Raw genomic sequence first — 25243 nt, 5'->3', positions numbered from 1 at the left:
AGGCCCGGTCATGTCTTCGTCATCCATAACTGCAAGCTCCGCCGCCAATGCCGCCCGCCGTGGCAGCGCCACGTCGCGCCGCGTACTGATCGGCCTTGGCTGGCTGGTGTTCGCGCTGTTCCTGCTGCTGCCGCTGGTGATCGTGGTGTCCCAGGCGCTGAAGAATGGCTTCGGCACCTTCTTCGAGGCGATCTTCGAGCCTGACGCGCTTTCGGCGCTCAAGTTGACCCTGCTCGCGGTGGTCATCTCGGTGCCGCTGAACCTGGTGTTCGGCGTCAGCGCTGCCTGGTGCGTGAGCAAGTACAGCTTCCGTGGCAAGAGCGTGCTGGTCACCCTGATCGACCTGCCGTTCTCAGTCTCGCCGGTGATTGCCGGCCTGGTCTACGTGCTGATGTTCGGCGCCCAGGGCCTGCTCGGCCCCTGGCTGCAGGACCACGATATCCAGATCGTCTTCGCCCTGCCGGGTATCGTGCTGGCGACCATCTTCGTCACCGTGCCCTTCGTCGCCCGTGAGCTGATCCCGCTGATGCAGGAGCAGGGCACGCAAGAGGAAGAGGCCGCGCGCCTGCTGGGCGCCAACGGCTGGCAGATGTTCTGGCATGTCACCCTGCCGAACATCAAGTGGGGCCTGATCTACGGCGTGGTGCTCTGTACCGCGCGGGCCATGGGCGAGTTCGGTGCGGTGTCGGTGGTCTCCGGCCATATCCGCGGCGTCACCAACACCTTGCCGCTGCACGTGGAGATCCTCTACAACGAGTACAACCATGTCGCGGCCTTCAGCGTGGCCAGCCTGTTGCTGATCCTGGCGCTCTTCATCCTGCTGCTCAAGCAGTGGAGCGAGAACCGTATTAACCGCCTGCGCCACAGCGCAGCGGAGGAATAAGTCATGTCGATCGAAGTTCGTAACGTCAGCAAGCGCTTCAACAGTTTCCAGGCCCTGAACAACATCAACCTGGATATCCACAGCGGTGAGCTGGTCGCGCTGCTCGGCCCCTCCGGCTGTGGCAAGACCACCCTGCTGCGCATCATCGCCGGCCTCGAGACGCCGGATGACGGCAGCATCGTGTTCCACGGCGAGGATGTCTCGGGCCACGATGTGCGTGATCGCAACGTCGGGTTCGTGTTCCAGCACTATGCGCTGTTCCGCCACATGAGCGTGTTCGACAACGTCGCCTTCGGCTTGCGCATGAAGCCCAAGGGCGAACGCCCGAGCGAGAGCAAGATCGCCGAGAAGGTCCATGAGCTGCTGAACATGGTTCAGCTCGACTGGCTCGCCGACCGCTATCCCGAGCAGTTGTCGGGGGGCCAGCGCCAGCGTATCGCCCTGGCCCGTGCCCTGGCGGTGGAGCCGAAGGTGCTGCTGCTCGATGAGCCGTTCGGCGCCCTCGATGCCAAGGTGCGCAAGGAGCTGCGCCGCTGGCTGGCGCGGTTGCACGAGGATATCAACCTGACCTCGGTGTTCGTCACCCACGATCAGGAAGAGGCGATGGAAGTGGCCGACCGCATCGTGGTGATGAACAAGGGCGTGATCGAACAGATCGGCTCGCCGGGCGAGGTGTACGAGAAACCGGCCAACGACTTCGTCTACCACTTCCTCGGCGACTCTAACCGCCTGGCCTTGAGCGAGGGCAACCATGTGCTGTTCCGCCCTCACGAGGTGTCGCTGTCGCGCCATGAGACCGAGGGCCATCACGCTGCCGAAGTCCGCGACATTCGCCCGCTGGGCGCGACCACCCGGGTGACCCTGAAGGTCGAGGGGCAGAGCGAGCTGATCGAGGCCGAAGTGGTCAAGGACCACGACAGCCTGACTGGGCTTGCGCGCGGCGAGACCCTGTTCTTCCGGCCGAAGGTCTGGCAGAAGGTCGCCGATATCTGACGCTTGTGCAGATGTTGAAAAACCCGGGTTCGTAGCCCGGGTTTTTTTATGCCTGGACGAAGGGTGGGGTGGCGATGTGGCCCTTAGTCCGCCGTTTTCCATACCTTGCACGAATATTTTGCATGCCGACCGTGCATTAGTTTCCGCCCTCACCGCTACAGCCCTTGCGCCACGCGGCTTTGCGGAAACCCTGAAAATCTTATATTCGATAACGATATAGCTTTAATTTTAAACATTACTTTCAGAGATAAGCCTCTAAAACGGATGATTCAGTCACGAGGACCGGCCAAGGTCCGAAGACCTGCATCACGTTTCCAGGAGTCGATTCAATGGGTAATGTCCAGACGGCCGCGAGGGCCTACGACCAGCCATGGCGCCCGGCCCCGGGCGACCTGGTCGAGCTTGGACGCACGCTTCGCCTGCCGCTGGCGCAGCTGCGCCTGCAGCGCACGCCGGTCAGTGGTCTCAAGCGTCGCGACAAGCTGGCGCTGGGGTTGCTGGTGCTGGTGCTGCATGGCGCTGCGGCCTACTGGGTCAGCCAACGACCAACCCCCGAGCTGCCGGTAATCCCGCCCGAGATTCCGCCGATGACCATCGAGTTCGCCGCCCCGGCGCCGCCGGTCGTCGAGCCGCCACCGCCTGTGCCTGTGGTCGAGCCACCACCGCCACCACCACCGGTGGTCGATGAGCTGGCCGCCAAGCCTGCGCCGAAACCTGTGCCCAAACCAAAACCTGTGCCCAAGCCCGTACCCAAGCCGCAGCCCAAGCCGGTCGAGGCGCCGCCACCGGTGCCGACGCCCGCGCCTGCACCGCCTGCTCCGGCACCTGCACCACCAGCACCAGCACCGGTCACGCCCGCTTCGGCCAATGCCGCGTACCTGAAGAACCCGGCGCCGGAATATCCGCAACTGGCCCAGCGCCGTGGATGGGAAGGCACCGTGCTGTTGCGGGTCGAGGTACTGCCCAGCGGCAAGCCGGGGCAGATCCAGATCCAGAAGACCAGCGGCCGCGATGCCCTGGACGCCGCCGCGCTGGCTGCGGTTAAGCGCTGGAGCTTCGTGCCGGCCAAGCAGGGAGACGTGGCCCAGGTGGGCTGGGTCAGTGTCCCGATCGATTTCAAGCTTCGTTAACTCGCGCCATCGAACCGAACATAGGAAGACTTCATCATGAGCCTGTTGGCATCCCCTCTCGAATCCGTTGAAAGCGCCGTCATCTGGCTGCTGGTTGGTTTTTCCGTGGTCACCTGGGCGTTGGCCCTGGTCAAGGTCGTGCAGTTCGTGCGGCTGAAGAACCAGGACAAGCGCTTCCATGCCCAGTTCTGGGCCGCTTCTAGCCTCGACTCGGCAGCCGGGATCAGCCATGAGCAGCCTGGCCCTGCGGCCCGCGTCGCCCAGGCCGGTTATGCCGCCATCGCCGTGGGCGAGCCGGGCCAGGCAGCCGACCTGAGCCATGCGATCAACCATCAGGATCGCCTCGAGCGCGCCTTGCGCCAGCAGATCGTGCGCGAGCGCCGTTCGCTGGAAACCGGCCTGGCGGTTGTCGCCAGTATTGGCAGCACCTCGCCGTTCATCGGTCTGTTCGGCACCGTGTGGGGCATCATGGAAGCGCTCAAGGGCATCAGCGCTGCCGGCTCCGCCAGCCTGGAAACCGTGGCCGGCCCGATCGGTGCGGCACTGGTCGCCACGGGCGTGGGTATCGCCGTCGCGGTGCCGGCGGTGCTGGTCTACAACTACTTCCTGCGCCGCCTCAAGCTGACCGCGGCCGACCTCGACGACTTCGCCCACGACTTCTACAGCCTGGCGCAGAAGAGTGCCTTCCGCGTCCTGGTTCACCCGACCCTGCAAAAAGCCCAGGCCGGTTTCGGCCAGCCGGTGAAGGAGGCTTCCTGACATGGCGTTCTCGACCCAGGACAGCGACGAAGTCCTCAGTGAAATCAACGTCACGCCGCTGGTGGACGTCATGCTGGTGCTGCTGGTGGTGTTCATCGTCACCGCGCCCTTGCTGACCAACGCCATCCCGATCAACTTGCCCAAGACCGAAGCCGTGGCCCCAGTGGAGCAGAAAGACCCGCTGGTGGTGAGCATCGATGGCGGCGGCAAGCTGTTCATCAACAAGGACGAGATCCAGCCGGACCTGCTGGAAACCAACCTCAAGGCGGCCAGGGAAAAGGATGCGGATGTGCGTGTACAGCTGCAGGCTGACGATGGCGTCAACTACGGCGAAGTGGCGCGGGCGATGGCTGCCATCGAACGTGCCGGGATCAGCAAGCTGGCGGTGATCACCGCGCGTTGATCGGCAATACCCTCTTCAGGCAAGTGCTTCAGGGCCATTTCTCTTGGCAGGGGATGGCCCTTTTTTTATGCCCGCACCGACCCCGTAGGAGCGGGCTTGCCCGCGAAAAGGCCAGCCCAGACAACCAATAATTATGGTTATTAATAAATAGCTTCTTATTCCTTTACGAATATAACTGCCTCCCTATACTGGGTTCCCAAGCACGCAAACTTCCAAGGAGGCGTCCCCATGCGCAATGAGTCGATTCGTTACCTGATTGTGCCGGGCTGGCAAGGATCGCCAGACAATCATTGGCAAAGCCACTGGCAGCGCAGCCTGCCCAACAGCGCCCGGGTCGAGCAGCACGATTGGCTCACCCCGCAGCGTCGCGACTGGATACAGGCGCTCGAGCAGGCGATTGCCGACGAACGCTCGCCGGTGATCCTCATCGCCCACAGCCTGGGTTGCATCACCATCGCCCACTGGGCCGCGCAGGCCAGCCCTGCGCTGCTGCGCCAGGTGCGAGGGGCGCTGCTGGTGGCGCCCGCGGATGTCGAACGGCCGACCTGCGCGCCGGCCTTGCGCAATTTCGCGCCAATTCCGCTGCAAGCGCTGCCGTTTCCCACCCAGGTGGTCAGCTCGGACAACGATCCGGCCGTCAGCGTGCCGCGTGCACTCTACCTGGCCAAGGCCTGGGGCGCGGAAGCAGGGCTGTTGAGCAATGCCGGGCACATCAACGTCAAGTCCGGTCACGAGCGCTGGGAACAGGGCTTCGCCTATCTGTACCGCCTGCAAGGCCGGATCGAGCAGCGCTCCCTGCGCCGCGCCTGACCTGGCCTTTCAACCGATTTCGCTGAATCCCTGGTCGCCTGCGTCTGGGGCGGGAGTTTTCCATGAGTTTCAACAATCCCTTCGGCCAGCCACTGCTGACGTTTCCCGAGCTGGACAAGAGCCCGCTGAGCATCCGTGCCAAGGCGCTGGTATTCGTCGATGCACGTTCGCAGCAACTGCGCGAAGCGCTCGAACGCCTGGCGCCGCAACCGCTGCCGGTGCTGATCCGTGGTGAGACCGGCACCGGCAAGGAGCTGCTGGCAAGGCAGATCCACCGTGCCAGCGATCGCGCGGGGTTGTTCGTCTCGGTCAACTGCGCGGGCATCAGCCACACCTACGCCGATGCCGAGCTGTTTGGCTACAGCGCCGGTACCCATGGCGGCACGGCCAGCAGTCGCGCAGGCTGGTTCGGTTCGGCGAATGGCGGCACCTTGTACCTGGACGAGATCGCCGACCTGCCGCTGGCCATCCAGGGCAAGCTGCTGGCGGCCCTGGAGAACCGTGAGGTCACTCGGGTCGGCGCCCAGCAGGCGCAGGCCGTGGATGTGCGTCTGGTGGCCGCCTCCAGCATCGACCTGGCCCAGGCGGTGCGTGCCGGGCGCTTCAACGAACGGCTGTACCTCTATCTGCACGAGGGCGAACTGGAGTTGCCGGCACTGCGCCAGAGGGTGGGAGACATCCTGCCGCTGGCCGAATACTTCGTCGGCATCTACAGCGTGCGCCTGGAGCGCAGCGTGCCGCTGATCAGCGAAGCGGCGCAGCAAGCGCTGGAAGCCCATGCCTGGCCCGGCAACACCCGCGAGCTGGAGAACGTCATCCACTTTGCCTTGCTGGTGGCCGACGGTGATGAAATTCTCCCGCAGCACCTGGACCTGCCCGAGCGTGCGCCCCTGGCCAGTCTGGCCAGCCAGCTTGCGCAACTGGGGCGCAGCCGCGAGCCAGGCACGCTTGCCGCCTTGCGTGAGCTGCTGGAGCAAAGCCTGGCCGAGCTCAATGCATCCGCGAGCTAGAGCGGTTGTCGGTCGCTCATAAGCAAAACAGCTGATGGCTTTTTGTTTTTGGAATAAGGAGCGAATCAAAAGATATTGTTAGGGCATAAAAAATCCCGGTATCGTCCGCTCCACGCCCACTGTCGAGACGGTGTGGCACCTGACTTCGCCATCGTCGATGGCCCCAGCTTGATAACAAGGATCACCATGAAAAAGACCCTGCTGACGACTGCCCTCGCCGCTGCCCTGTCGCTGTCCGGCCTGGCTCACGCCGCCGAAAAACTGGTGGTAGCCGCCACACCGGTGCCGCACGCCGAAATCCTCGAGCTGATCAAGCCGACCCTGGCCAAGGAAGGTGTGGACCTGCAGATCAAGGTCTTCACTGACTACGTGCAGCCGAACGTGCAGGTCGACCAGAAGCGCCTGGACGCCAACTACTTCCAGACCCTGCCCTACCTGAAGAACTTCAACGAAGGCAAGGGCACCCACCTGGAAACCGTGATCGGCGTTCACGTCGAGCCGTTCGGTGGCTACTCCAAGAAGGTCAAGAGCCTGTCGGAGCTCAAGGAAGGCGCCACCGTGGCTATCCCGAACGAGGGCAGCAACAGTGGTCGCGCCCTGCTGCTGTTGCAGAAGGCCGGCCTGATCACCCTGAAGGATCCGAAGAACGCCCTGGCGACGCCGAAAGACATTGCCGAGAACCCGAAGAAACTGAAATTCCGCGAGCTCGAGTCGGCCATGCTGCCGCGCGTGCTGGACCAGGTCGACCTGGACATGATCAACACCAATTACGCGCTGGAGGCTGGCCTGAACCCGGCCAAGGATGCGCTGGTGATCGAAGGCAGCGACTCGCCATACGTGAACTTCCTGGTCGCGCGTCCTGACAACAAGAACAGCGACGCCATCCAGAAGCTGGCCAAGGCCCTGACCAGCCCTGAAGTGAAAGCCTTCATCGAGCAGAAGTACCAGGGCGCGGTACTGCCGGCGTTCTGATTTGCCGGGTTAGCGCTTCACATGAAAACGCCGACACTGTTGTGTCGGCGTTTTTGTTTTGGCGCTGCGGTGTTCTTTTCGCGGCCCCAATCCCGAGACCGTCACCGGCTCTTGTAGGAGCGGGCTTGCCCGCGAAGAAAGCACCGCAGTCCCGAGCCCCGTCAACGCTGCTCGGCAAGCGCCTTGCGCAGGGCCAGCAACCACTGAAGTTGTTCGTTCGAAACAGGTGTGCTTGGGCTGTTCATCGTTGTCGTCCCTGTGGGCCTGGCAGGCCGATCAGTCTGAAGTCCTTTTGAGAGGTATTTCGAGGGAAAGATCCCACGCGGATGTATGAAATTTCCGGTTAGCCCGTCGGGTGATATCAATATGCAATAAGGGTATTTAGAGAAAGCTTTTTATGCCTTTAGAGTCTACCCATCGTGCTTACCGGCACATCCCTTTCATCGTTCACGACGCCGAGCCATCCTCGCGTCGAGCCCGGAACCCTGCCCATGTCGTACCTCCGTGACCTTGTGTCGAGGCGTTATCCATGACCTTCGACACTGCCTTCATGCTTAGCACACTCCCGGCATTCCTCAAGGCCGTCGGCGTCACCCTGCAGGTCGGCCTGATCGCCATCGCCACCTCGCTGCTGGTCGCCGTGTTCAATGCCGCCGTCCTGGTGTTTCGCACCCCCTACCTGTGGCGGCTGGTCAAAGGCTATGTGGAGCTGGCGCGCAACACGCCGTTGCTGATCCAGTTGTTCTTCGTCTATTTCGCATTGCCGACCCTGGGTTTGAAAGTATCCGGCTTCGCTGCGGCGATCATCACCATGACCTTCATGGGCGGTGCCTACCTCACCGAGGTGCTGCGAGCGGGTGTCGAAGCGGTGCCGCGCGCGCAGCTTGAGTCGGGGCGTTCCATCGGCTTGTCCGAGGGCCAGCTGCTGCGCCACGTGATCCTGCCCCAGGCCGGCATCCTCAGCCTGCCTGCGTTGTTCGCCAACTTCATCTTCCTGCTCAAGGAAACCACCGTGGTCTCGGCGGTAGCCGTGCCGGAAATCCTCTACACCACCAAGAACTACATCGCCCTGTACTACAAGACCTACGAGATGCTCGCGGTGCTGACGTTGCTCTGCGTGCTGCTGTTCCTGCCGTTGTCGCTGCTGCTGCGCCACCTCGAAAGGAGGCTGCAACATGGCCAGTTCGGCAATTGAGCTGCTGCTGGTGTCCTTGCCGCAACTGGCCAAGGGCGCCGGACAGACCCTGGCGATCTCGGCCTTGGGCATCGTCTTCGCCACCCTGGGTGGTGTGCTCTATGGCGTGCTGGCCACGCTGGGCAAGCGTGCGGTGAACATCGCCTTGCAGATCTATCTGGAGCTGTTTCGGGCGATACCGGTGCTGGTCTGGCTGTACCTGGTGTTCTTCGGGTTGCCGATCTTCTTTTCGCTGAGTATCCCCAGCTTCTGGTGCGCGGTGCTGGTGCTGGGGCTGTGGGGTGCCAGCGAGGTTGGCGAGGTGGTGCGCGGGGCCCTGGCTTCGCTGCCGCGCGGCCAGCGTGAGGCGGGGTTGTCGATCGGCCTGTCGGGCCTGCAGTTGTATGGGCACGTGCTTTTGCCGCAGGCCCTCAAGCGCATGACGCCGCCCACCATCAACATCTACACGCGCATCGTCAAGACCAGCTCGCTTGCCGTGCTGATCGGCGTCGTCGATGTGATCAAGGCCGGCCAGCAGATCATCGAGCGTACCTACGAGTCGGTGCTGATCTACGGCGTACTGTTCCTGTTCTTCTTCTTCATCTGCTACCCGCTTTCCGCCGCTTCGCGCGCGCTGGAACGCCGCTGGGCCCACTCATGAGCGCATTGATCGAATTCCAGGGTTTCAACAAGTTCTTCGGCGAGCACCAGGTGCTCAAGGGGGTCGACCTGCAAGTACAGGCCGGCGAAGTGGTGGTGATCCTCGGCCCCAGCGGTTGCGGCAAGAGCACCCTGCTGCGTTGCCTGAACGGCCTGGAGGAGGCCCATGGCGGTAGCCTGCGCCTCGATGGCCAGGACTTGCTCGGCCCCGGCACCGACTGGCGCCAGGTACGCCAGCGGGTGGGCATGGTGTTCCAGAGCTATCACCTGTTCGGCCACATGAGCGTGATCGACAACCTGCTGCTCGGCCCACTCAAGGTGCAGAAGCGCGAGCGCGCCGAAGCCCAGGCGCAGGCCGAGGCGTTGCTGGCGCGGGTGGGGTTGCTGGACAAGCGGGACGCCTTCCCCCGGCAGTTGTCAGGCGGCCAGCAGCAGCGCATCGCCATTGTTCGTTCGTTGTGCATGAACCCGCAGGTGATGCTGTTCGACGAGGTCACCGCAGCCCTGGATCCCGAGATGGTCAAGGAGGTGCTGCAGGTGATCCAGGGCCTGACCCGGGACGGCATGACCCTGCTCATCGTCACCCACGAAATGGCCTTCGCCCGGGCGGTGGCCGACCGTATCGTGTTCATGGAGGCCGGCAGGATCCTTGAACAGAGCGACCCCGAGAGCTTCTTCAGCCAACCGCGGACCGCACGCGCGCAGCAGTTCCTGGACAAATTCTCCTTCGTCGAAAGCCTGCCGAAGACACTACACAAGGAACTGTCATGAAAACTGCCCACTTCACCAAACTGCTGGCGCCGCTGTTCGGCCTGGCCTTGCTGGCCGGTTGCGACAAACCCGCGGAGCCGGGCAAGTCGGCTGCGGCGACGTCCGCACCGTCCACCAGCTATCTGGAAACCATCAAGGCCCGCGATAAGTTGATCGTCGGCGTGTTCACCGACAAGCCGCCGTTCGGCTTCGTCGACGAGAGCGGTCGCTATGTGGGCTTCGACACCGATATCGGTCGTCGCTTCGCCAAGGACCTGCTCGGCGACGAGAACAAGGTCGAGTTCGTGGCCGTCGAACCGGCCAGCCGCATCCCGTTCCTGCAGAGCGACAAGGTCGACCTGATCCTCGCCAACATGACCGTCACCCCGGAGCGCAAGGAAGCGGTCGACTTCACCAACCCCAACCTGCGTGTGGCGGTGCAGGCGATCGTGGCCGACGGCAGCCCGGTGAAAGCCCTCGATGACCTGGCCGACAAGACCATCATCGTCACCACCGGCACCACCGCCGATATCTGGCTGACCAAGAACCACCCGGACTGGAAACTGCTCAAGTTCGAGAAGAACAGCGAATCGCTGCAGGCCCTGGCCAATGGCCGTGGCGACGCCTATGCCCAGGACAACCTGATCCTGTTCAGCTGGGCCAAGCAGAACCCGGGTTACCGCGTGTTGCCAGAGTTGCTGGGTGACGAGGCGCCGATTGCCCCGGCGGTGAAGAAGGGCAATACCGAGCTGCGCGACTGGGTCAATGCCGAGCTGGCCAAGCTGGGCGAGGAGAAGTTCCTGCTCAAACTGTATGACCAGTACGTGCGCAAGGAGCTGAGCGACGACACCAAGCCTGAGAGCGTGATCGTCGAAGGCGGCAAGTGGCAGGGGTGAGTCAGGGTCCAATCGCGGGGCTGCACTGCAGCCCCGGCGATATCAGCGGTTACGCGGCAACCAGTTCAACAGGAACTCATTCACCACCTTCGGGTTCTCCAGGCTGGAGATATGCCCTGCGAACGGAATCTGCGCCGCCAGGCAGCCGATGATCCGTGCCATTTCGTTGCTTTCGGCAGGCGGACGCGGAATATCCTGGTCGCCGCAGACCACGATGGTCCGCTCTGCCGGCAACTCGCCCAGTCGGCCCAGCAGGTCAGGGCGTCCGAAAATCACCCGCCCCATCGGGTCGAGGCTCTGGCGAATGGTCTCGGCGCTGCTGGCCTTGAGGTCGGCGCGGAACTGCTCGCGCACGTCAGGCACCGTCTGGCCGCCGGCATGGAAGAAGATCGGCACCACGATGTCGAGCAGTGGGTCAGGGAAGAACCCTGCGCCGCTGGCGGCATCCAGCAGGCCGAAGTACTTCAGGCGCGTGGCTTCAGGTTCGGCGCCGAGGTAGGTGTCCATCAGCACGATGCGGTCAACCCGTTCCGGGTGTTCGATCGCCAGCTCAGCACCCCACATGCCACCGACCGACAGGCCGACCAGATGGCATTTGTCGATGCCCAGCGCGTCGAGAAACGCCAGGTGCTGGCGTGCCAGCGCGCTCATGTCGGTGGTGGTGGCTGGTGGTGCCTCGGAGTCGCCATGGCCCCAGAGCTCGGGCACCAGCACGCGGAAGTGTTTCGACAGCGCATCGATCTGCGGTTGCCACATCGCGGCAGACCACAGGTAGCTATGGCCCAGCAGCACCGGGAAGCCCTGGCCCTGGTCGACGTAGCTCATGCGGGCGCCGTCGATTTCGATGAAGTGCTTTTGCATGAGGAAGGCTCTTGGAAGAAAGGGGCGAACAGGTTACCTGTTCGCAGTGTGAAGGGTTGTGAAACTGGTCATGTTAGGGCTGCTCTGGTGGTGAGCTTTTCGACAGCAGCGCGCTCACTGCCCCGGTGGCACCAGGCGCAAGGTACTGCGCGCCGGAATCACCCCCATCTGCGCCTTGTGATACCGCCCCTGTACATAATCTTCGGCCTGGTCCGAGTAATGGCGGTCGAACGGCACGCCACTCTGGCCTACAGGGTTGATGGTCAGCGCTTGCCCGGCGTCGGCGAAGTCGATCAGGCGTCGGGTCGAAGGCCCGTAGTTCACCGGCCAGGGCGCCGGGCCGATCTTCGCCGACAGGTTGTTCGGCACCTCATGGGTGCCCGGTGCGGCGAAGGGGCCGACATTGAACAGCAGGTTCAACGGTTTCTGCTGACCCAGCGGGTGGTTATGGGTGAGGGTGTGGGCCTTGCCCCATTGCCAGTCGGCCGGGTCGCTGCCGTACAGCTCGCGCAGATGCGCCAGGCTGCGTTGCCAGGCCTGGCGGACGATGGCGGTGCGGTCGGTGCGGTCGTGGCCGCCGCGCAGGTTCCACCAGGGTGAGTCGGCATCGGCGGCCAGGCGAGGTAGTGCGGCGTCGATGGCGCGGGTGCTGATCAGCACCTGGAACCAGGTGTCGCCCAGCTCGTCATGCAGGGCCGCGAACGCCAGCTCGTAGAGGAACTGGTTGAACAGCGTGGCGCTGGTCGAATCCAGTGGATAGTCGCCGCGCCATGCGGCCAGTTGTTCGACCAGTTCCTTCTGTTCGTCACCCTCGGCGATCGCACGCAAGGTATTGAGCAGCGGCGCCAAGGTGCGGGGGCCGTAGTCGGTGCTGGTGTCCAGCTGCAGCGCCTGGCTGTTCTGCACATCCCATTTGACTTGCGGGTCGGCCAGTCGACGATCCAGCTGGCGGCCACGGTCGGGCAGGTTGTAATACCCGGGGATCGGCATGGCGGCCGGGGGCTGGTAGTTGGCCGAGACGATGTAGCCGCTGGGCGGATTCTCCTGCTGGGGATTGGCGCTGAAGGGGTAGAAGCCGAGCTTGTCGGCCTGGTGGGTGCTGCCGTCGAGAATGAACGCCGGGTTGACCCCGTCCGGACGAATCGGCAATTGCGCCGAGGCCCACCAGCCGATGTCACCGCGAGCGTTGGCCCAGACCAGGTTCAGCCCCGGTGCCTGGATCTTCGCCGCGGCCTCGCGCATCTTGCCCAGGGTGTCGGCGCGGTTGACCTGGTAGAAGGCATCAAGGATGGGGTTTTCGGTTTCGAGGAAGGCCCACCACATGGCGACAGGGGTTTGCCCTGCGGTTTCGCCGAGCACATCGTTGACGATCGGCCCGTGGGGCGAGCGACGCAGGGTGATGGTCACCGGAGCTTCGCCCTTGACCGCGATCTGCTGCTCGGTTGTCTCCAGCGCGCGCCATTGGCCATCGACCATGACCTGGTTGGTGTCGGCGGGGTTGGTCTTCTCGGCGATCAGATCGACGTCGTCGTTCTGGAACATGGTCAGGCTCCAGCCGAAGTCGCGATTGTGACCGAGCAGGGCGAAGGGGTTCAGCGCCTGGAAATAGCCGTAGAGGTTGAAGCCGGGCGCCGACAGTTCAGCCTCGTACCACACTGCAGGTACTGCGAAGCCGATATGCGGATCGCCCGCCAGCAGCGGGCGGCCACTGCGGGTATGGCTGCCGGCGACAGCCCAGGCGTTGCTGCCTTCGAACTGCGGAATACCCGCGTCGCCAAGCGCCTGGTGGCTGAGCCGGGCCAGGCCTTCGAGTGCGCGCCAGTCGTTGGCGGCAAGGGCCGGGTGCAGAGCTCCGTCAGGTTGCCAGTCGAGGTCGAAGATCTTCAGGTAGTCGGGGCCGAGCTGATCGCGGATATAGGTCAGCGCAGGTTCGGTGCGAAAGGCGGCGGCGAAACTGTAGGCCAGGTAGCCGGCGATGCTCAGGGTGTCTTCGGCGGTGAAGGGGCGTTCAGGGATACCGAGGACGTCGAACTCCACCGGCTTGGGATGGCTGGCCTGCCAGCTGTTCACGCCGTCCAGGTAGGCCTGCAGTGCGAGCCAGGACGGTGACTGGTGATCCAGGCGCTCGACCATCCGCGCCGCCTGCTCGCGGATGCGCAGGCTGCGAAACAGGGTGTCGGTGGGCACCAGTTTGCTGCCCAGCACTTCGGCCAGCTCACCACGTGCCAGGCGGCGCACCAGTTCCATCTGGAACAGCCGGTCCTGGGCGTGCACATAGCCCAGGGCGCGGTACAGGTCAGGCTCGTTCTGCGCCTGTAGATGCGGTACACCGCGTTCGTCGTAGCGCACGCTGACCGGTGCGCTCAAGCCGGTGATAGCCACTTCGCCCTCGCGCTGCGGCAGCTTGCCGTGCACGTACCAGTAACCGGCACCCGCGGCTACGGCCACGACGATGGCAAGCAGAGTGAGGCTGCGCTTCATAGAATTCCTTGTGCCGTTGACGAGGGGGCGAGCGGCTGCTGAACACCGCAAAACGCGTTGAGAATAGCCTTCCCGGCGTGACAGGTCTGCCCTTTACTGCGCTTCTTTCTGCCAGGGGCAATAGCAGCCGCTGGCCAGGGCATTGGAGGCCTGTACCTGACGGCCTTGCAGCAGCGCCTGGATCACCGGCTCGATGAAACTGTTGCTGGAGTTGCACACTGCGCCTTCGCTGTAAGGGCCGAAATAGGCGAGCTGGCCCTTGCGATCCCAGATCGCCACGGCCGGGGACGCAGGCAGGTATTCGCTGCCGGGCAGGTCGCCGACGGGTTGCAAGGCGCCAAGGTTGGCGGGTAGTTGGCCGTGACTGCCAGGCTTTTGCAGTACATGGAAGGTCACACCCTGTGCGGCGAAGTGCTCGATCAGCTCGGCCAGGTGTTGCTGGTTACCGACGTTGCAAGGGCAGGCCGGGTCCCAGAAGTGCACGACGCGGATCGGGCCAGGGCCTGCGAGCTCGGCGGGCAGTTGCAACTGGCTGCCGTCGAACAGCGTGGCCTGGTTGTCGAAGGTGCGCAGGTAGCGGGACTGGAAACTGTCGTAGGCCCACCACAGCAGGGCGGTGCAGACCAGGGTGGTGAGCAGCGTGGTAAAAATTCGCATGGTGATTCCGTAGAAAACGACACGACCGCTTCTGCAGGGGACGCCAGCTTGCCATGACCGGGCTCAGAGCTGAATATCGCAGATCAATACTCGCGCCATTGTGGATGTCTCCATGCCGTCACCCTTTGACCCCGACCTGCTGCGTACCAGCCTTGCCCCGCTGGCGGCGCGCCAGCCACTGTCGGCCCAGGCCCTCGACTACCAGCGCTTCTATGGCCTCGACCTGCCGGCGCAAAGCTGGCTGGGCGCCTTCAGTGTGGCGGGTTTCGACCTGGTGGGGCAGGTGTGGCTGCCGGATGCGCCGGTGGCGACGTTGTTCCTGCTGCATGGTTACTACGACCATATGGGGCTGTATCGTCATGTGATTGGCTGGGCGCTGCAGCAGGGCTTCGCGGTGATCGGCTGTGACCTGCCCGGCCATGGGCTGTCCAGCGGCGAGCGGGCCAGCATCGCCGACTTCGCGGTCTACCAGCAGGTGCTCGATGCCCTCTTCGAGCAAGCGCGCAGGCTCGACCTGCCACGGCCCTGGCACCTGTGCGGGCAGAGCACGGGTGGGGCCATCGTTGTCGATCATCTGCTGCACTGCGGCGAGCAGAGCCCGGCCGACGGCCAGGTGATCCTGCTGGCGCCGTTGGTGCGGCCGCGGGCCTGGCACTGGTCGAAGTTGAGTTATCGGGTGCTGCGTCATTTCGTCGATGGTATCGAGCGACGCTTCAGCGCCAATACCAACGACCCGGCGTTTCTCGCGTTCCTCGAGGCTGACCCGCTGCAGCCGCGGCGCCTGCCGACGGCATGGGTGGGCGCGCTGATGGCCTGGATCAAGCGCATCGAGGCGGCGCCGCACAGTCGGCGTCGGCCGCTGATCGTCCAGGGCGAGGCGGACGGCACGGTGGACTGGCCCTACAACCTCAGGGTGCTGAAGGAGAAGTTCGCCGAGCCGCAGATTCTCCTGCTGCCCGAGGCGCGGCATCACCTGGCCAACGAGCTGCCGGATATCCGCCAGCGCTACTTCAACTTTCTCGACCAGCGCCTGCTCACTTGAGGTTGGCGCTGCTCTGGCCGACGGCCAGCCCCGCACGCACTGCAGCCAGCGCGGCGCTGTAGTAGGCCTTGCCCTCTGCGGATTCGGCGAAGGTGGCGAACGCTTCCAGCTCGTCGTCGGACAGTTCGCGGTAGACATACAACAAGGTGTTGTTCAGGTCTTCGCCAATCTCGTTCATCAAGCGTTGGCGCTGACCATCGAGCAGGCCCTGGGCCTGGCCGCTGCCGAACAGGCCGGGGATCATCGAGCTGAGGCTGTCGGCGGCAACTCCGGCGATCGCCAGGCTGACCTCGGCCCCCGCTTCGCGGGCGGGCAGGGCCTGGGCCAGGTGACCGATGGCCAGCAGACGGTTGTCGCTGGCCTGGATGCGGGGAAGGCCCTTGGCGTTTTTGGCCAATTGGTCCTTGCGCGTGGCCAGCAGCTCGGCGGCAACCACCTTGCGCCCCAGTGGCGATTGGAAGAACGCCAGCGCCGGCGCCGGGTTCTTCAGGTTGGCGCGCAGTTGGGCCTGGGCGCGTTGATCCATCGCCTGGGCCTGGAAGCGTTGGTTGCTGTTGTCGACGAGCGCCTGGAAAACCGCGGGCGGCAGGCTGTTGCGGTAGCGCTGCTGGGCGGCCCCGATGGCGTCATTGAAGTGGGCGCGCTGGTCGGGCCAGCCGGCGGCCTTGTACAGTTGGTCGAGGCTGTCTGCCCAGACAGGCATGGTGCAGATCATCAGCACAAGCAGGGAAAACAAACGGCGCATTCAGGACTCCTGTCGGCAGGCCGCTATTGTCCGTGGGGTGGTACGCCTTTGTCGAGATATCAGCGCGCTTCTCGGCCAAGTGGCGCTGTCCGTGCTCATGGCTAATGGATATGATGCGCGCCATGCATACCTCTCCCGAACATCCGCTGCTGTCGATCATCGTCGACGACCTGGCCACCCGTGGCTGGTCGCAGCAGGCACTTTTCCTGCCGCTCGAGCTGGCCCGCGCCTTGGCCACCGAGTGTCGCAGGCGCCATGCCGAGGGCGAACTGAGCCCCGCAGGTGTCGGCAGGGGGGCGGCCCAGGAGGTGCGCGAGGCGATCCGTGGCGACCAGATCCAGTGGATCGACCCCGGCCAGGCCGAGGCCTGCGACCGCTACCTTGAGCTCATGGACAACCTGCGCCAGGCGATCAACCAAGGGCTGTTCCTGGGGTTGGAAGACTTCGAGTGTCATTTCGCCCTGTATCCGCCGGGCGCCTTCTACCGCAGGCATCTTGACCGTTTCCGCGACGACGACCGGCGCATGGTGTCGGTGGTGCTCTATCTCAATGAGCGCTGGCAAGCCGAAGACGGCGGGCAGTTGCGGATGTTCCTTGCCGACGACGTCGAGCATGACGTCCAGCCCGAGGCCGGCAGCCTGGTGGTGTTCCTGTCGGGTGAAGTCCCGCATGAAGTCCTGCCGGCCAATCGCGAACGCCTGTCACTGACAGGCTGGTTCCGGCGCCGTGGCAATGATCCCTTCTGAGTCGCCCAAGGTACTGGTCAGTGCCTGTCTGCTGGGGCAGCCGGTGCGCTATGACGGACGCGACAGCGGCCACCCCGATCTGCTCAAGCAATGGCAGGCCGAGGGGCGTGTAGTGCCCTTGTGCCCGGAGGTGGCGGGTGGCTTGCCGACGCCGCGACCGCCGGCGGAGATCCAGGGCGGGCAGGGTGGCCAGGTGCTCGATGGGCAGGTTCAGGTTCTGACCGTGGCTGGCGAGGATGTCAGTGCGGCCTTTCTGGGCGGCGCTCGGCAGGCCCTGGCGCTGGTGCGGCGGCATGGGATTCGGGTTGCGGTGCTCAAGTCCGGTAGCCCGTCGTGCGGTAACCGACTGACCTACGATGGCAGTTTCAGCGGGGTGAAGGTGCCGGGGGAGGGTGTCGTTGCTGCGCTGTTGCGCCGGGAAGGGGTGCTGGTGTTCAGCGAGCTGGAGCTGGATGAGGCGCAACGGGCACTCGGGTAGTTCGGTGTCGTCCTCTTCGCGGGCAAGCCCGCTCCTACGGGCTCACCACAGGCCTTGTGGGAGCGGGCTTGCCCGCGAAGAGAACGCCGCGATATCACTGCTGCGCCGCCGTCTTCTCGAACCACTTCTGCTCGAGCTCCGCCATCCGCCCACTGTCCTTGAGCCGCTGCAGGGCATTGTTCAGCGTGCTCTCGAAGGCCGGATTGTCCTTCTGGAACGGGATCACCAGCTTCTTCTCACCAAACGTCTGGCTGGCATCCAGCGCGCTTTCAGTCGCAGGCTGTTCGCTCGCGGGTGTCAATGCGATGTCGTACTTGCCACTCTCCACGCCTGTCAGCACTTCGTCGGCGGGCGCCTCGATGAATTCCGCGCGCAGGTCCATCTCGCGGGCCAGGTCTTGGCCGAACTCGATGTCGAACCCGGTCAGGTGCTCGTTTTCCTTGAAGGCGTAGGGGGCATTGTTGGCTTGCACGGCGATGCGCAGTTCACCCCGGTCGTTGATTTCGTCGATCAGCTCTGCCTGGGCCAGGGGGCTGATGAGTACTGCCAGCAGTAGGCCAATGGTCAAACGCATGAATATCCCTTTTTATATCTCGGCAGATGAATGTCATTCGCCGTGGCTTTCTTGTTTTGCCGCGGTCGAACGCAGCCTATGACCCCGACATCGTGCTTAGGTTTACGCCGTCGCTGAAATTTTCATGCCGGCATTTTTGAACCTGCGGGCCGGTAACTGGACTATGGTGAAGTACCACCTCGCTTCGTTTAAGTGATAGCGGTCAATTGAAGTGAATGACAGGAGAAGTGAATGAAAAGCCCAGTGTCGCGTGCTGCCCTTGCCGGTCTGCTGATGGGGGCCTCGCTGTTTGCCAGCGCTGCCGATGCCTTGAAAAGCCAGGAACCACCGAAAGACGCCAAGGTCTTCATCGTCTCCCCGGCCGATGGCGCCACGGTCGACAAGACCTTCACCGTCAAGTTCGGCATCGAGGGTATCGCGCTCAAGCCGGCTGGCGACCAGACCCCGCACTCCGGGCACCATCACCTGCTGGTGGATGTCGACAAGGCGCCTGTAGCTGACCAGCCATTGCCGACCAGCCTGATGCCTGAGGGCAACCAACCCCTGCCAGCCGGGCCGCAGGTGCTGCACTTCGGCAAGGCGCAGACCGAGGCGACCATCACCCTGACCCCGGGCAAGCACACCCTGCAACTGGTGCTGGGCGACCAGTACCATGTGCCGTTCAAGCCAAGCGTCGAGTCGAAGAAGATCACCGTCAATGTGAAGTGACGCCTGGAAGCTTCGCGGCGCTTCGGCGCCCCGATTCGACCGCGAAGCAGAACGCTCGGATCGCGCAGGCAAAAAAAGGGAGGCCACCAGGGCCTCCCTTCTTCATGCAGCCATCAGGCTCAGAACAGGACGCGCGAGCGGATGGTGCCCTTGACGTGCTGCAGTTTCTCTTGCGCCAGGTCCGAGTACTCGGCGTCGACGTCGATGACCACGTAACCCACTTTCTCGTCGGTCTGCAGGAACTGACCGGAGATGTTGATGCCGTTCTCGGCGAAGACCTTGTTGATCTCGCTGAGTACGCCCGGGATGTTTTCGTGGATGTGCAGCAGGCGGTGCTTGCCCGGGTGCGCCGGCAGGGCCACTTCAGGGAAGTTGACCGAGGATACGGACGTACCGTTGTCGCTGTACTTGACCAGCTTCTCGGCCACTTCCAGGCCGATGTTGGCCTGGGCTTCGGCGGTCGAACCACCGATGTGCGGGGTCAGGATCACGTTGTCCAGGCCACGCAGCGGGCTTTCGAACTCTTCGTCGTTCGAGCGCGGCTCGACCGGGAACACGTCGATGGCGGCGCCGATCAGGTGCTTGTCCTTGATCGCGGCAGCCAGGTGATCCAGTTCGACCACGGTGCCACGGGCGGCGTTGATCAGGATCGAGCCCTTCTTCATCGCGCGGATTTCCTTCTCGCCGATCATCCACTGGGTGGATGGCAGCTCAGGCACGTGCAGCGAGACGATGTCGGCCAGGCCCAGCAGTTCGTTGAGGCTGGTGACCTGGGTGGCGTTGCCCAGAGGCAGCTTGGTCAGCGGGTCGAAGAAGTAGACCTGCATGCCGACGCTTTCGGCCAGAACCGACAGCTGGGTGCCGATCGAGCCGTAGCCGACGATGCCGAGCTTCTTGCCGCGGATCTCGAAGGAGTTGGCCGCGCTCTTGATCCAGCCACCGCGGTGGCAGGAGGCGTTCTTCTCGGGAATGCCGCGCAGCAGCAGGATGGCTTCGGCCAGCACCAGTTCGGCAACCGAACGGGTGTTGGAGTACGGCGCGTTGAACACCGCGATGCCGCGCTCGCGGGCCGCGTTCAGGTCAACCTGGTTGGTGCCGATGCAGAAGCAGCCGACCGCGACCAGTTTCTTCGCACAGTCAAAGACTTCTTCAGTCAGTTGAGTGCGCGAGCGGATGCCGATGAAGTGGGCGTCCGCGATCTTTTCCTTCAGTTGCGCATCCGGCAGTGAGCCAGTGAGGTACTCGATGTTGGTGTACCCGGCAGCCTTGAGGGTGTCCACAGCATTCTGGTGGACGCCTTCGAGAAGAAGGAACCTGATCTTGCTCTTGTCGAGAGAAGTCTTGCTCATCTGCGTAAACCTGTATCCCGGAGAAAAAATGGCGAGGGGGGCAAAGCGGCGCGGCGACGGGCCTTAGCACGATCGACGGGAGGGCTATGCTAGCATACGCGACACCGTCTGAGCTTATCCCGACAGGTGAAGAGTGCTCAGGGTGACTATGAATCATTCGAGAGTTCTGGCGATGACCCACGCTGCGGTAATTGATGAGCTGAAGACCCTGGTCGACCCTGGCAAGGTCCTGACCGACCCCGCCTCGCTCGAAGCGTACGGCAAGGACTGGACCAAGCACTACCCGCCGGCGCCGACCGCCATCGTCCTGCCCAAGACCACCGAGCAAGTCCAGGCCATCGTGCGCTGGGCCAACCGCCACAAGGTCGCGCTGGTGCCGTCCGGCGGACGCACCGGCCTGTCGGGCGCTGCGGTCGCTGCCAATGGCGAAGTCGTGGTGGCTTTCGACCAGATGAACCAGATTCTCGCCTTCAACGAATTCGACCGCACCGTGGTCTGCCAGCCGGGCGTGATCACCCGCCAGTTGCAGCAGTTCGCCGAGGACCAGGGCCTGTACTACCCGGTCGATTTCGCCTCGAGCGGATCCAGCCAGATTGGCGGCAATATCGGCACCAATGCCGGCGGGATCAAAGTCATTCGCTACGGCATGACCCGTAACTGGGTGGCAGGGCTGAAGGTGGTCACCGGCAAGGGCGAACTGCTGGAGCTCAACCGCGACCTGATCAAGAACGCCACCGGCTACGACCTGCGCCAGCTGTTCATTGGTGCCGAGGGCACCCTGGGCTTCGTGGTCGAGGCGACCATGCGCCTGGACCGCGCGCCGCGCAACCTCACGGCGATGGTGCTCGGCACGCCGGACTTCGACTCGATCATGCCGGTGCTGCACGCCTTCCAGGGCAAGCTCGACCTGACCGCCTTCGAGTTCTTCTCCGACAAGGGCCTGGCCAAGATCATGGGTCGCGGCGACGTGCCGGCGCCGTTCGACACGCCATGCCCCTTCTATGCGCTGCTGGAGTTCGAGGCCAGCACCGAGGAAGTGGCCAACGAAGCCCTGGCCACCTTCGAGCACTGCGTCGAGCAGGGCTGGGTGCTCGATGGGGTGATGAGCCAGAGCGAGACGCAGCTGAAGAACCTGTGGAAGCTGCGTGAGTACCTGTCCGAGACCATCTCCCACTGGACGCCCTACAAGAACGATATTTCCGTCACCGTCTCCAAGGTGCCGGCGTTCCTGCGTGATATCGATGCGGTGGTCGGCGAACACTACCCCGACTACGAAGTCGTCTGGTACGGGCATATCGGCGACGGCAATCTGCACCTGAACATCCTCAAGCCCGATCACATGAGCAAGGACGATTTCTTCGCCTCCTGCACCAAGGTCAACAAATGGGTGTTCGAGATCGTCGAGCGCTACAACGGTTCGATCTCTGCTGAGCACGGCGTGGGTATGACCAAGCGGGACTACCTCGGCTACAGCCGCTCGGCAGATGAAATCGCCTGCATGAAAGCGATAAAGGCGGTGTTCGACCCGAACGGCATCATGAATCCGGGTAAGATCTTCGCACCTGAATAAGAAAGCAGTATCCAGAGGAGTCGGCCCCATGAGTTACCAGCACCAGTACGTAGACGGCACGCGCATCCACTTCACGCTGGGCAAGGTGGTGTGCATCGGCCGCAACTACGCCGAGCATGCCAAGGAACTGGACAACCCCATCCCCAGCGAGCCGCTGCTGTTCATCAAGCCCGGCAGCTGCGTGGTGCCACTGGAAGGCGGCTTCAAGATCCCGACCGACCGCGGTTCGGTGCACTACGAGGCCGAGATTGCCGTGCTGCTGGGCAAGCCACTGTCGACCAAGCCGACAGTCGAAGAGGTGCTGGATGCCATTTCCGGCTACGCCCCGGCCCTGGACCTGACCCTGCGTGACGTACAGGCCAAGCTGAAGGAGAAGGGCCTGCCGTGGGAGCTGGCCAAGAGCTTCGACGGCGCCTGTGTATTGCCGCCGTTCGTCGCCGCATCCAGCTTCGAGGACGTGACCGACATTCCGGTACGCCTGACCATCAATGGCGAAGTGCGCCAGGATGGCAACAGCGCAATGATGCTCAACCCTATCGTGCCGATCATCCAGCACATCGCTGCGCACTTCTCCCTGCAGGCGGGTGACGTGATTCTCACCGGTACTCCGGCCGGTGTCGGGCCGTTCAATGTCGGTGATGAGCTGGTGCTTGAGCTGCCGGGTGTCAGCCGCTTCGAGAGCCGCGTGCTTTGATCTGACTGCGGGTCGTCCTTTTCGCGGGTAAACCCGCTCCTACAGGGATTTGTACAGCCTTGTGAGAGCGGTTTTACCCGCGAACGATTTACCGTTTTTTTCACACCGCATCTGGATAATGCGCGGGTCTTCGCCCATTTACCCAGGACCCCCTGCATGCCAGCACCCTCCAGCGCCCCAGCTTCCACCAAGCGTCGTTTCTACCTGCGCTGGCCGTTCGCCCTGGCTGTGGCAGCGGTGATCGGTTATGGGGTGGCCATCGCCATGCACTGGGACGACCGTGGCTTGCTATGGGTCAAGGAGCGTTTCGAGAGCCGTGCCGAGCGCATTGAAAGCGTCTGGCTGCCGGACTACCTGGTAGACATCGACGCCAAGCCGTTGCCGGGCATGGACGACGACGAAGCCTCGGACCTGTCGTTCAATCCGCAGACCCGCACGCTGTTTGCAGTGATGGGCAAGAACCCCTTCCTGGTCGAACTCACGCTCGATGGCGACGTGTTGCGCAAGATTCCGCTGGTGGGTTGGGAAAATCCTGAAGGCCTTGCCGTGCTGGAAAACGGGCTGATCGCGATCGTTGATGAGCGCAACCATGACCTGACGCTGGTAAAGGTGGACGCGAGTACCTCGACGCTCAATCACGACGACTTCCCCAGCTATGACCTGGGCAAGTCGGTCAAGAGCAACAAGGGCTTCGAGGCCATCGCCTGGGACTCGCTGCGCCAGCGCCTGATCATCGGCGAAGAGCGTCCGCCGCGTCTGTTTGCCTGGAGCACCGACGGTCGCGGGCCGCTCAAGGGCGACAAGCAGCTACTGCCCAGTGACGAGCTGGACCTGCGCAACCTGTCGGCGCTGGCGGTCGATCCACGCACGGGCCACCTGCTGGTGCTGTCGGCTGACTCGAACATGCTGCTGGAGCTGGACGAGAAGGGCGAACAGGTCAGCTTCATGACCTTGCTCGGGGCGTTCAACGGCCTGGGCAGCCGTGTGCCTCGGGCCGAAGGTGTGACCATGGACGATCAGGGCAACCTGTACATGGTCAGCGAGCCCGCGCTGTTCTATCGCTTCAAGAAGCACTGACAGGATTATCGGAATTCTCTGATGATGGCCTTAAGCTTTATTTCAGCTATGAATGATTAGATTCGGCATCCTCCGTCGAGTCCTCTTCATGCGCCGTCATCTTCGTTCGTTTCTCTTTCTTCTGGCTTTCTCCGTGCTGGCGGTGCTTGGCGTGGCGGGGCACGAGTTCCGCCTGTTCGAGCGCGGCTGGTTCAACCTCAAGAGCTGGTGGCAGCCGACCGAGCAAGGCATCGGCCTGGACCGTTACCAGGTCGTGATCGAGGCGCAGCCCATCGAGGGGCTGGACGACGATGTCTCGGCGCTCACCTACGATCCTGACCGCAAGACCCTGTTCACCGTCACCAACGCCCGCTCCGAGCTCATCGAGCTTTCGCTGGACGGGCGCATCCTGCGCCGTGTGCCGCTGACCGGTTTCGGTGATCCCGAGGCCGTGGAGTACGTCGGGCCGAACAGCTACGTGATCACCGATGAGCGTCAGCAGCGCCTGATCCGTGTGCGCCTGGACGACGACACGCTGTTTCTCGACGCCAACGACGCCGAACAGCTCACCCTGGGCATCGGCCTGAACGGCAACAAGGGCTTCGAGGGGTTGGCCTACGACTCTGCCGGCAAGCGCCTGTTCGTCGCCAAGGAGCGTGACCCGATGCTGATCTACGAGGTGCACGGCTTCCCACATGACAATCCGGAGCAGCCCTATGCGGTGCATGTGGTGCAGGACCGCAAGCGCGATTCGCGGTTGTTCGTGCGCGACCTGTCGAGCCTGCAGTTCGATGAACGCAGCGGGCATCTGCTGGCGCTGTCGGACGAATCACGGCTGGTGCTGGAGCTGGATGTGAAGGGGCGGCCGCTGAGCACCCTGTCATTGCGCAAGGGGTATCAGGGCCTGAAGAAGACAGTGCCGCAGGCTGAGGGGATCGCCATGGACGATGCCGGGACCATTTACCTGGTGAGTGAGCCGAACCTGTTCTATGTGTTCAGGCAATCGGCTGAATAGGTGTAGTTCAGGGCTCTGTGGGGGCAGTGGTCTTTGTTGTGTCAGTGCTGGCCTATTCGCGGGCAAGCCCGCTCCCACAGGGAGATTGGGCTGGCCTTTAGATTCTGAACAAGACAGTTGCTCCAACAGGCCGGTTTACTCGGCCTTCAGGCTCTTCACGCCTTCTGAAGTCCCCAGCAGCAGCAAGTCTGCCGGACGCGCCGCGAACAGGCCATTGGTGACCACGCCCACGATCGCATTGATCTGGCTTTCCAGCTCCACCGGGTTGGTGATCTGCAGGTTGTACACGTCGAGGATGACGTTACCGTTGTCGGTCACCACGCCTTCGCGGTACACCGGGTCGCCGCCCAGCTTGACCAGCTGGCGCGCCACGTGGCTGCGGGCCATCGGGATCACCTCGACCGGCAGCGGGAAGGCGCCGAGCACCGGCACCAGCTTGCTGGCGTCGGCGATGCAGATGAAGGTCTTGGCCACTGCCGCGACGATCTTCTCGCGGGTCAGGGCCGCACCGCCGCCCTTGATCAGGTTCAGGTGCGCATCGCTCTCGTCGGCGCCGTCGACGTAGAACTCCAGCTCGCTGACGCTGTTCAGCTCATAGACCGGAATGCCATGACCCTTCAGACGCTGTGCGGTGGCCTCGGAGCTGGCGACGGCGCCGTCGAAGGCGGTCTTGTGCTGGGCCAGGGCGTCGATGAAGAAGTTGGCGGTCGAACCGGTGCCGACGCCGACGACGCTCTTTTCATCCAGCTTGGGCAGAATGAAGTCGACAGCGGCCTGGGCGACGGCCTGTTTGAGTTGGTCCTGGGTCATGCGGGCTCCGAGAGGGG

The 25243-nt window shown here is 63.5% G+C and carries 27 protein-coding genes; 20 read left to right on the top strand and 7 right to left on the bottom strand.

Features of this window, described 5'->3' with window-relative positions; all coding sequences use genetic code 11:
- The first annotated feature begins 10 nt into the window (after positions 1 to 10).
- The 12 genes from cysW to ACK3BK_RS24480 all read left to right on the top strand — a co-directional run bounded on the left by cysW (position 11) and on the right by ACK3BK_RS24480 (position 10440).
- A complete protein-coding gene (gene cysW / locus ACK3BK_RS24535; protein ID WP_112899462.1) occupies positions 11 to 883 on the top strand; it encodes a sulfate ABC transporter permease subunit CysW in 873 nt (290 codons plus the stop codon).
- A 3-nt stretch (positions 884 to 886) separates the two neighbouring features.
- Positions 887 to 1876 (top strand): sulfate/molybdate ABC transporter ATP-binding protein, encoded by a 990-nt coding sequence (locus tag ACK3BK_RS24530; RefSeq protein WP_054891101.1) that lies wholly within the window; start codon positions 887 to 889, stop codon positions 1874 to 1876.
- Positions 1877 to 2205: 329 nt separating this feature from the next.
- Positions 2206 to 3006, top strand: a complete 801-nt coding sequence (locus ACK3BK_RS24525; protein WP_411383484.1) for an energy transducer TonB — start codon at positions 2206 to 2208, stop codon at positions 3004 to 3006.
- Positions 3007 to 3042: 36 nt separating this feature from the next.
- Positions 3043 to 3765 (top strand): MotA/TolQ/ExbB proton channel family protein, encoded by a 723-nt coding sequence (locus tag ACK3BK_RS24520; RefSeq protein ID WP_186665497.1) that lies wholly within the window; start codon positions 3043 to 3045, stop codon positions 3763 to 3765.
- 1 nt (position 3766) lies between these two features.
- The gene (locus ACK3BK_RS24515) at positions 3767 to 4168 is read left to right on the top strand and encodes an ExbD/TolR family protein (RefSeq protein ID WP_054891104.1); all 402 of its coding nucleotides are present in this window, start codon (positions 3767 to 3769) and stop codon (positions 4166 to 4168) included.
- A 228-nt stretch (positions 4169 to 4396) separates the two neighbouring features.
- Positions 4397 to 4978 (top strand): alpha/beta hydrolase, encoded by a 582-nt coding sequence (locus ACK3BK_RS24510; protein WP_411383483.1) that lies wholly within the window; start codon positions 4397 to 4399, stop codon positions 4976 to 4978.
- 62 nt (positions 4979 to 5040) lie between these two features.
- Positions 5041 to 5988, top strand: a complete 948-nt coding sequence (locus ACK3BK_RS24505; RefSeq protein ID WP_411383482.1) for a sigma 54-interacting transcriptional regulator — start codon at positions 5041 to 5043, stop codon at positions 5986 to 5988.
- A 186-nt stretch (positions 5989 to 6174) separates the two neighbouring features.
- On the top strand, positions 6175 to 6960 hold the full coding sequence (locus ACK3BK_RS24500; protein ID WP_186665505.1) for a MetQ/NlpA family ABC transporter substrate-binding protein: 786 nt from the start codon (positions 6175 to 6177) through the stop codon (positions 6958 to 6960).
- 529 nt (positions 6961 to 7489) lie between these two features.
- Positions 7490 to 8155 (top strand): amino acid ABC transporter permease, encoded by a 666-nt coding sequence (locus tag ACK3BK_RS24495; RefSeq protein WP_065864006.1) that lies wholly within the window; start codon positions 7490 to 7492, stop codon positions 8153 to 8155.
- A complete protein-coding gene (locus tag ACK3BK_RS24490; RefSeq protein WP_186665506.1) occupies positions 8136 to 8795 on the top strand; it encodes an amino acid ABC transporter permease in 660 nt (219 codons plus the stop codon). Before ACK3BK_RS24495 ends, ACK3BK_RS24490 begins: the two co-directional genes overlap by 20 nt.
- Complete coding sequence (locus ACK3BK_RS24485) at positions 8792 to 9565, top strand: amino acid ABC transporter ATP-binding protein (protein ID WP_411383481.1); 774 nt, start codon at positions 8792 to 8794, stop codon at positions 9563 to 9565. Before ACK3BK_RS24490 ends, ACK3BK_RS24485 begins: the two co-directional genes overlap by 4 nt.
- Positions 9562 to 10440 (top strand): transporter substrate-binding domain-containing protein, encoded by an 879-nt coding sequence (locus tag ACK3BK_RS24480; protein ID WP_054891111.1) that lies wholly within the window; start codon positions 9562 to 9564, stop codon positions 10438 to 10440. Before ACK3BK_RS24485 ends, ACK3BK_RS24480 begins: the two co-directional genes overlap by 4 nt.
- A 42-nt stretch (positions 10441 to 10482) precedes the next feature.
- Here the strand turns inward: ACK3BK_RS24480 and ACK3BK_RS24475 are convergent, their stop codons facing one another.
- The 3 genes from ACK3BK_RS24475 to ACK3BK_RS24465 form a co-directional block, all read right to left on the bottom strand.
- Complete coding sequence (locus tag ACK3BK_RS24475; protein ID WP_288376407.1) at positions 10483 to 11301, bottom strand: alpha/beta fold hydrolase; 819 nt, start codon at positions 11299 to 11301, stop codon at positions 10483 to 10485.
- Between the two features lie 114 nt (positions 11302 to 11415).
- Positions 11416 to 13782, bottom strand: a complete 2367-nt coding sequence (locus tag ACK3BK_RS24470; protein ID WP_186711711.1) for a penicillin acylase family protein — start codon at positions 13780 to 13782, stop codon at positions 11416 to 11418.
- Positions 13783 to 13875: 93 nt separating this feature from the next.
- Positions 13876 to 14439 (bottom strand): DUF6436 domain-containing protein, encoded by a 564-nt coding sequence (locus ACK3BK_RS24465; RefSeq protein WP_411383480.1) that lies wholly within the window; start codon positions 14437 to 14439, stop codon positions 13876 to 13878.
- A gap of 112 nt (positions 14440 to 14551) precedes the next feature.
- On the opposite strand from ACK3BK_RS24465, the gene ACK3BK_RS24460 reads away from it, so the two are divergent.
- A complete protein-coding gene (locus tag ACK3BK_RS24460; protein WP_186711710.1) occupies positions 14552 to 15481 on the top strand; it encodes an alpha/beta hydrolase in 930 nt (309 codons plus the stop codon).
- Here the strand turns inward: ACK3BK_RS24460 and ACK3BK_RS24455 are convergent.
- Positions 15474 to 16226: a DUF2059 domain-containing protein gene (locus ACK3BK_RS24455; RefSeq protein ID WP_186665515.1), complete on the bottom strand. Its 753-nt coding sequence runs from the start codon at positions 16224 to 16226 to the stop codon at positions 15474 to 15476. The genes ACK3BK_RS24460 and ACK3BK_RS24455 overlap by 8 nt on opposite strands.
- Positions 16227 to 16339: 113 nt before the next feature.
- On the opposite strand from ACK3BK_RS24455, the gene ACK3BK_RS24450 reads away from it, so the two are divergent.
- Positions 16340 to 16972 (top strand): 2OG-Fe(II) oxygenase, encoded by a 633-nt coding sequence (locus ACK3BK_RS24450; protein WP_186711714.1) that lies wholly within the window; start codon positions 16340 to 16342, stop codon positions 16970 to 16972.
- Positions 16959 to 17450: a DUF523 domain-containing protein gene (locus tag ACK3BK_RS24445; RefSeq protein ID WP_186665517.1), complete on the top strand. Its 492-nt coding sequence runs from the start codon at positions 16959 to 16961 to the stop codon at positions 17448 to 17450. Before ACK3BK_RS24450 ends, ACK3BK_RS24445 begins: the two co-directional genes overlap by 14 nt.
- A gap of 94 nt (positions 17451 to 17544) precedes the next feature.
- On the opposite strand, the gene ACK3BK_RS24440 is transcribed toward ACK3BK_RS24445, so the two are convergent.
- On the bottom strand, positions 17545 to 18024 hold the full coding sequence (locus ACK3BK_RS24440) for a substrate-binding periplasmic protein (protein ID WP_186665519.1): 480 nt from the start codon (positions 18022 to 18024) through the stop codon (positions 17545 to 17547).
- 231 nt (positions 18025 to 18255) lie between these two features.
- On the opposite strand from ACK3BK_RS24440, the gene ACK3BK_RS24435 reads away from it, so the two are divergent.
- Positions 18256 to 18732, top strand: coding sequence for a DUF4399 domain-containing protein (locus ACK3BK_RS24435; protein ID WP_186710663.1), 477 nt, complete (start codon positions 18256 to 18258; stop codon positions 18730 to 18732).
- A gap of 119 nt (positions 18733 to 18851) precedes the next feature.
- Here ACK3BK_RS24435 and serA read toward each other — a convergent pair whose 3' ends face one another.
- Positions 18852 to 20081: a phosphoglycerate dehydrogenase gene (gene serA, locus ACK3BK_RS24430; protein WP_054891120.1), complete on the bottom strand. Its 1230-nt coding sequence runs from the start codon at positions 20079 to 20081 to the stop codon at positions 18852 to 18854.
- Between the two features lie 172 nt (positions 20082 to 20253).
- Between serA and ACK3BK_RS24425 the strand changes: the two genes are divergently transcribed.
- From ACK3BK_RS24425 to ACK3BK_RS24410, 4 genes are all read left to right on the top strand, one after another.
- Positions 20254 to 21651: an FAD-binding oxidoreductase gene (locus ACK3BK_RS24425; protein ID WP_186666094.1), complete on the top strand. Its 1398-nt coding sequence runs from the start codon at positions 20254 to 20256 to the stop codon at positions 21649 to 21651.
- A 28-nt stretch (positions 21652 to 21679) separates the two neighbouring features.
- On the top strand, positions 21680 to 22345 hold the full coding sequence (locus tag ACK3BK_RS24420; RefSeq protein ID WP_186710664.1) for a fumarylacetoacetate hydrolase family protein: 666 nt from the start codon (positions 21680 to 21682) through the stop codon (positions 22343 to 22345).
- A 156-nt stretch (positions 22346 to 22501) separates the two neighbouring features.
- The gene (locus ACK3BK_RS24415) at positions 22502 to 23422 is read left to right on the top strand and encodes an SdiA-regulated domain-containing protein (RefSeq protein ID WP_186665524.1); all 921 of its coding nucleotides are present in this window, start codon (positions 22502 to 22504) and stop codon (positions 23420 to 23422) included.
- Between the two features lie 88 nt (positions 23423 to 23510).
- Complete coding sequence (locus ACK3BK_RS24410; RefSeq protein WP_186710665.1) at positions 23511 to 24416, top strand: SdiA-regulated domain-containing protein; 906 nt, start codon at positions 23511 to 23513, stop codon at positions 24414 to 24416.
- A gap of 135 nt (positions 24417 to 24551) precedes the next feature.
- Here the strand turns inward: ACK3BK_RS24410 and rpiA are convergent, their stop codons facing one another.
- Positions 24552 to 25226 carry a ribose-5-phosphate isomerase RpiA gene (gene rpiA / locus ACK3BK_RS24405; protein ID WP_054891125.1) on the bottom strand — a complete coding sequence of 225 codons (675 nt, stop codon included), beginning with the start codon at positions 25224 to 25226 and terminating at the stop codon, positions 24552 to 24554.
- Positions 25227 to 25243: the final 17 nt, after the last annotated feature.

The sequence above is a fragment of the Pseudomonas sp. L7 genome, assembly GCF_046605565.1.
In the GTDB taxonomy this organism is placed as follows: domain Bacteria; phylum Pseudomonadota; class Gammaproteobacteria; order Pseudomonadales; family Pseudomonadaceae; genus Aquipseudomonas; species Aquipseudomonas wayambapalatensis.
This window is presented reverse-complemented; position numbering and strand designations above follow the sequence as displayed.